Here is a 4,390-nt window from a genome sequence, read left to right on the forward strand (position 1 = left end):
CGTGTTCGGCCAGGTGACGATGACGGTCTCCAGCGCGCGTCCGCCGCGCGCGGCGTCCTCGCCCGCCAGACGCATGGCGGCCTGCAGATCCTGCGCCGCGTCGCCGGTCGGCGAGTGGGCGACGATCGGCCCGTTCAGTTCAGCGGCTTCCTCGGCGGCCTTTTCGGCGCGCTCGACGCGGCCTTCCAGATCGCGCAGGCGGCGGCTCATCTGCGTGTTCTCGCGCGTGACTTCGTCCAGTTGGAAGGTCAGACGCTCGCTGTCGGCGTTCATGCGCTGGAACGTCTGCTCCACGTCGCTCAGACGGCGCTCCATGATCGAGACCTGGCCTTGCAAGGCCACGACCTCGGGATCCGTCTCGACCAGCACTGGCTCGCCGGCCGCGTTGCGCTGGGTCAGGGCGCGCTCCAGACGGCGGACGTTGCGGTCCAGCTGGTCCAGGCGGCGCTTGTCCCACTGGATCGGCTCCATCGGCTGCACCTGGGCGACGACGGCGCCCCCGATCAGGGTCAGGCCGATCGCCGTCAGGACGGCGGGTTTGGTGAGGCGGAATGGCGTCTTCAGCATGGTCCTGTCGTCCCATCGATTTGCGGCGACGGCAAGGCCCCGATCAATGTCCGAGGCCCAGATAGATGATGGCGACGATGAACAGCGTCGCCGCGATCTCGCAGAAAATCAGCAGCGCCACCGTCCGCCACAGGGTCGAAAAGACCTTCAGGCTGTAGGCGCCCTTCAACTGGGCGAACATGTGCGCCGGCACGATCAGGGCCGCGATCGTCGCGGCCGCCGCGCCCGCTCCCTTCAGCGTCGTGGCGACCAGCACCACCGCCATCAGCAGCAGGGACATGAAGGTCAGGGAATAGAGGACGAAGACCCCGTGGTCGTACAGGGTGAAGCCCCGCTTCCACAGAAACATCAGGGCCACGAAGGGGATGGACAACGGCACCAGCAGGAAGGCGAATTTGTAGATGGTCTGCTGCAGCTTGTAGAGCGCCAGGTCCGGGTTCTTCAGCTTCTTGGCGACGGTCTTGGTCAGGCCGTTGGTCTGGCCGTCCGTGCCGACGCTGGAGGCGATGTCCGCCACCTGGGCCTGCCAGCTGCCCGAGGCCAGACCGTCCTTGCGGCCCTCGATCGCGTCCTTCTGCAGACGCTCCAGCTTGGCCTTCTCGGCAATGACGCCGGCTTCAGCTCCGGCCAGAGCGCCGGCGGCGGCGCCGGCCCGCGCGCCGCTGTTGAACGCCGGGGGCGAGCCGTCCGACGGCTCCATCGCCGCCTCCGCCGCATCGACTTCCTTGCGGGCGGCGGCGGCGACCTGCTCCGCTTCGACTATCGCCTCCTTCTGGGCCTCGATCTGCTGCGAGAGGGACGGCAGCGTCACCGCCTGATGCGGCATGAAGCTGAGGGCGAAGAACATGACGAACAGGGTGAACAGGAACATCGCCAGCGGCGAGACGAAGCGGGTCCGCTTGCCCTGCACCCATTCGCGGGTCAGCCGCCCCGGATTGAGGATCAACAGCGGCAGGGTGCGCCACAGACGGCCGTCGAAATGCATGACCCCGTGCAGCAGCTCTTCGCCCAGATGCAGCAAGGTGCGGTGGACATGGGCCGCCTGGCCGCAGTTGGAGCAGAAGTTGCCCGTAACCTCGGCCCCGCAGTCGGCGCAGGCGCCGTGAGCTTCGCCCGCATGGCCCGTCGGCTTCTCGATCGCCCCGGCGATGACGCCCGCCGTCACCGCTCCGCCCGCCGCTTCCAGATCCATGCTGTCCCTCCCCAGGATTCGCGGCGGACTTTGATCGTCTGGAGGCGCAAAGAAAAGAGGCGCCGGCTTACGCCGACGCCTCGATCCGTCTGTTTTTTACGTCGCGTGTTTAGCGCGGCGCGCCCGACACGATGGCGGTGCGGGCGTTGCGGTTCTGGGCCCAGGCCGACTCGTTCGAACCCTCGGCGATCGGACGTTCCTTGCCGAAGCTGATGGTGTCGATGCGGGCGGCCGGAACGCCGCGGCTGATCAGGTAGGAGCGAACGGCCTCGGCGCGGCGGGCGCCCAGGGCCAGGTTGTATTCGCGCGTGCCGCGTTCGTCGGCGTTGCCTTCGATACGGACCGTGACCTGCGGATAGCGGGCCAGCCAGGCGGCCTGGGCGTCCAGACGCGGCTGGGCCTCGGCGCGCACCGAATAGGAGTCCAGGTCGAAGTAGACGCGGTCGCCGACGTTGACGACGAAGTCCTGCTCCGAGCCGGGCGCCGGGGCGCCGACGTTGCCGCCGCTGACGGGGCCGGTCGGGGCGGTCGGATACTGCGGGCCGACGGCCGGCGGCGGCGTTTCGACCGGCACGGCCGGCTCGACCTTGGGCTTGGTGCAGGCGGCCAGCGAGGCCATGGCGACGCCGACAGCGGCGAGCCGGATCAGGGTGGAGGTGTTCATGGATCGTCTCCTTCTCATTCGGTTCGAGGCCGACGCCTCTAGCTTGACTGTATGCGAGCGCTGCTAACGCGCAGCGCAACACCGCGCCAGCCGCGATAACGCACAGTTTATGGGAATGGCTCCGCTCGTGATCTCACGAAGCCGTAAGTCCGTCAGGCCGGGCAGGAATCCGCGCCCTGGCCGATGCCCAGATTGACCGGCGGCGCATCCAGCAGACCCGACCAGGCCGGGTCCGAACCGCGTCCGTCATAGCCCGCCTGAGACACGACGCGGCCCGACAGGTCGACGGTCCACAGACGGGTGTCGCCGCCGGGGCTCTGACGCGCGAAGGCGATGTAGCGGCCGTTCGGCGCCCAGGACGGGCCTTCCTCGAAATAGGAGGACGACAGGATGCGCTCGCCCGTGCCGTCGGACTTCATCACGCCGATGTGGAAGCGGCCGCCTTGCTGCTTGGTGAAGGCCACCAGGTCGCCGCGCGGGCTCCACGCCGGGGCGGTGTAGCTGCCGCCGCCGCGGCTGATCGGGCGCTGGCCCGAGCCGTCCGCCCGCATGGTGTAGAGGCGCGCCGAACCCGAACGGTCCGAGGTGAAGACGATCTGATTGCCGTCGGGGCTGAACGACGGCGAGGTGTCGATGCCCGGATCGGTCGTCAGGCGCGACAGCTGGCGGCTGCGCAGGTTCATCACATAGACGTCGGTGTTGCCGCCCCGGATGATCGAGAAGGCCATCTTCGACCCGTCGTTCGAGAAGCGCGGGGCCAGAACCTGGCCGTCGAACTCGCCCAGGCTTTCGCGGCGGCCGGTCGACAGATTGTAGAGGTAGATGCGGCTGTAGTCCTTGCCCAGCGCCACATAGGTCACTTCGTCGGGGTTGGAGGCCGAGAAGCGCGGCGACATGATCACCTCGTCGCCCTGGGTCAGGAAGACAGGGTTGTAGCCGTCCTGGTCGACGATGGTCAGGCGCGACAGCTTGTTCAGCTGGGTGCCGCTCTCCGACACGAACAGGACGCGGGAATCGAAGAAGCCCGCCTCGCCGGTCAGGCGCTGATAGACCACGTCAGAGATCTTGTGCGCGATGCGGCGCCACTGCTCGGACGTGGCGGTGAACTGATAGGAGACCAGCTGGCACTGGCGATAGGGGTCGTACAGGCGGAAGCCCACGTCGATCCGCCCGTCCGCGCGCGGCGTCACCCCGCCGTACAGCACCGCCTGGGCGCCGATGGAGGTCCACTGCGGGAAGTTCGGGGCGTTGGCCAGGGTCAGGCCCGTCTCCACGAAACTGGCCGGGTTCAGCGGATCGAAGAAGCCCGATCGCTTCAGGTTGCCGCTGATGACGCCCGAAATCTGCGACCCGTTCTGGCCGGTGAAGGGCACGACGGCGATCTGGAGGGGACGCAGCACGCCCTCGTCCACCACCACATCCTGCATCGGCGCCCCGACGGCCGGGGTGGATTGCGCCTGGACGGACCCGCCCAACGCCAGGGGCGCGGTCATCGCAAGCACGGCGGCCGAGGCGAGAAGGCGGTTCAGGCGCATGGGTCGATCCTTCGGGTCGTTACGGTCAGGCTGGCCGCCCCTCTTAACATCAGCGCGGCGGATGATCGCCAGCTTCACGGGGATTTGGGCGACTTTGGGGTGATAGGCGATTTACGTCCTAACGGTTCCCGCATTGACGCTTGGTTTCAAAGCGGAAAGGCACTTCCTGCGCCTGGAAGCCATCGGGCACGGTGAAGGGCGAGGTCGCCCGCAGCGCGCGCAACATGGCCTCGGATGCGGCGCGCCAGGTCGGGTCGTTCCGGGTGTCCTGAAGGCGCGGCGTGCCGATGATCTGGCCGTCGGCGCTCAACCGCACCGTCACGCGGATCACCAGGTCGTCCATGCCCGGCATGTCGCAGTTCAGGTTCCAGTTCGGCGTCACCTGGGCGCCCAGGGCGGCAAGCTGCGGCCCGGTCGCGCGCGGCGCGGAGC

At 68.2% G+C, this 4,390-nt stretch carries 5 protein-coding genes; all 5 read right to left on the reverse strand.

The window, feature by feature from the left end; genetic code table 11:
- On the reverse strand, positions 1 to 567 hold a 567-nt coding region (locus BDIM_RS17760), incomplete at its 3' end, for a hypothetical protein (protein WP_040344556.1).
- Between the two features lie 43 nt (positions 568 to 610).
- Positions 611 to 1,759, reverse strand: coding sequence for a DUF3667 domain-containing protein (locus BDIM_RS01840; protein ID WP_003163859.1), 1,149 nt, complete (start codon positions 1,757 to 1,759; stop codon positions 611 to 613).
- A 109-nt stretch (positions 1,760 to 1,868) separates the two neighbouring features.
- The gene (gene pal, locus BDIM_RS01845; protein ID WP_003163860.1) at positions 1,869 to 2,423 is read right to left on the reverse strand and encodes a peptidoglycan-associated lipoprotein Pal; all 555 of its coding nucleotides are present in this window, start codon (positions 2,421 to 2,423) and stop codon (positions 1,869 to 1,871) included.
- A gap of 152 nt (positions 2,424 to 2,575) precedes the next feature.
- Complete coding sequence (gene tolB / locus BDIM_RS01850; RefSeq protein WP_040344558.1) at positions 2,576 to 3,958, reverse strand: Tol-Pal system beta propeller repeat protein TolB; 1,383 nt, start codon at positions 3,956 to 3,958, stop codon at positions 2,576 to 2,578.
- Between the two features lie 118 nt (positions 3,959 to 4,076).
- Positions 4,077 to 4,390, reverse strand: a 314-nt coding sequence (locus BDIM_RS01855) for a TonB C-terminal domain-containing protein (protein ID WP_040344559.1), incomplete at its 5' end; no start/stop codon positions are given.

Source organism: Brevundimonas diminuta ATCC 11568 (assembly GCF_000204035.1).
Lineage (GTDB): Bacteria > Pseudomonadota > Alphaproteobacteria > Caulobacterales > Caulobacteraceae > Brevundimonas > Brevundimonas diminuta.

Excerpts from the sequence above, each read along its gene's own strand:
- pal (WP_003163860.1), bottom strand. The coding sequence starts at position 2,423 with ATGAACACCTCCACCCTGATCCGGCTCGCCGCTGTCGGCGTCGCCATG.
- BDIM_RS01840 (WP_003163859.1), bottom strand. The coding sequence starts at position 1,759 with ATGGATCTGGAAGCGGCGGGCGGAGCGGTGACGGCGGGCGTCATCGCC.
- tolB (WP_040344558.1), bottom strand. The coding sequence starts at position 3,958 with ATGCGCCTGAACCGCCTTCTCGCCTCGGCCGCCGTGCTTGCGATGACC.